This window comes from Streptomyces canarius (assembly GCF_014650735.1).
In the GTDB taxonomy this organism is placed as follows: domain Bacteria; phylum Actinomycetota; class Actinomycetes; order Streptomycetales; family Streptomycetaceae; genus Streptomyces; species Streptomyces olivaceoviridis.
Map to the genome: position 1 here is coordinate 1 of NZ_BMVN01000222.1, position 763 is coordinate 763.

The 763-nt window shown below is 62.9% G+C and carries 2 protein-coding genes; both read left to right on the forward strand.

Annotation, left to right across the window (positions count from 1 at the left end; translation table 11 throughout):
* Positions 1-257: hypothetical protein (locus IE294_RS50480; RefSeq protein ID WP_229918606.1), on the forward strand; the 257-nt coding region annotated here is incomplete at its 5' end.
* A 30-nt stretch (positions 258-287) separates the two neighbouring features.
* A partial coding sequence (locus tag IE294_RS50485; RefSeq protein WP_229918608.1) for a hypothetical protein occupies positions 288-763 on the forward strand: 476 nt, incomplete at its 3' end.

A 763-nucleotide genomic window follows, 5' to 3' on the forward strand; every position in this document is an offset into this window, starting at 1 on the left:
CCGATCTGGAGCCCCAGGCCCTCAAGGTTTCCAAGGACCTGCTGGTGAGCCTGGTGAACCTGGTCAAACTGGTCCTGCAGGTGCTCGTGGTCCAGCTGGCCCTCCTGGCAAGGCTGGTGAAGATGGTCACCCTGGAAAACCCGGACGACCTGGTGAGAGAGGAGTTGTTGGACCACAGGGTGCTCGTGGTTTCCCTGGAACTCCTGGACTTCCTGGCTTCAAAGGCATTAGGGGACACAATGGTCTGGATGGATTGAAGGGACAGCCCGGTGCTCCTGGTGTGAAGGGTGAACCTGGTGCCCCTGGTGAAAATGGAACTCCAGGTCAAACAGGAGCCCGTGGGCTTCCTGGTGAGAGAGGACGTGTTGGTGCCCCTGGCCCAGCTGGTGCCCGTGGCAGTGATGGAAGTGTGGGTCCCGTGGGTCCTGCTGGTCCCATTGGGTCTGCTGGCCCTCCAGGCTTCCCAGGTGCCCCTGGCCCCAAGGGTGAAATTGGAGCTGTTGGTACCGCTGGTCCTGCTGGTCCCGCCGGTCCCCGTGGTGAAGTGGGTCTTCCAGGCCTCTCCGGCCCCGTTGGACCTCCTGGTAATCCTGGAGCAAACGGCCTTACTGGTGCCAAGGGTGCTGCTGGCCTTCCCGGCGTTGCTGGGGCTCCCGGCCTCCCTGGACCCCGCGGTATTCCTGGCCCTGTTGGTGCTGCCGGTACTACTGGTGCCAGAGGACTTGTTGGTGAGCCTGGTCCAGCTGGCTCCAAAGGAGAGAGC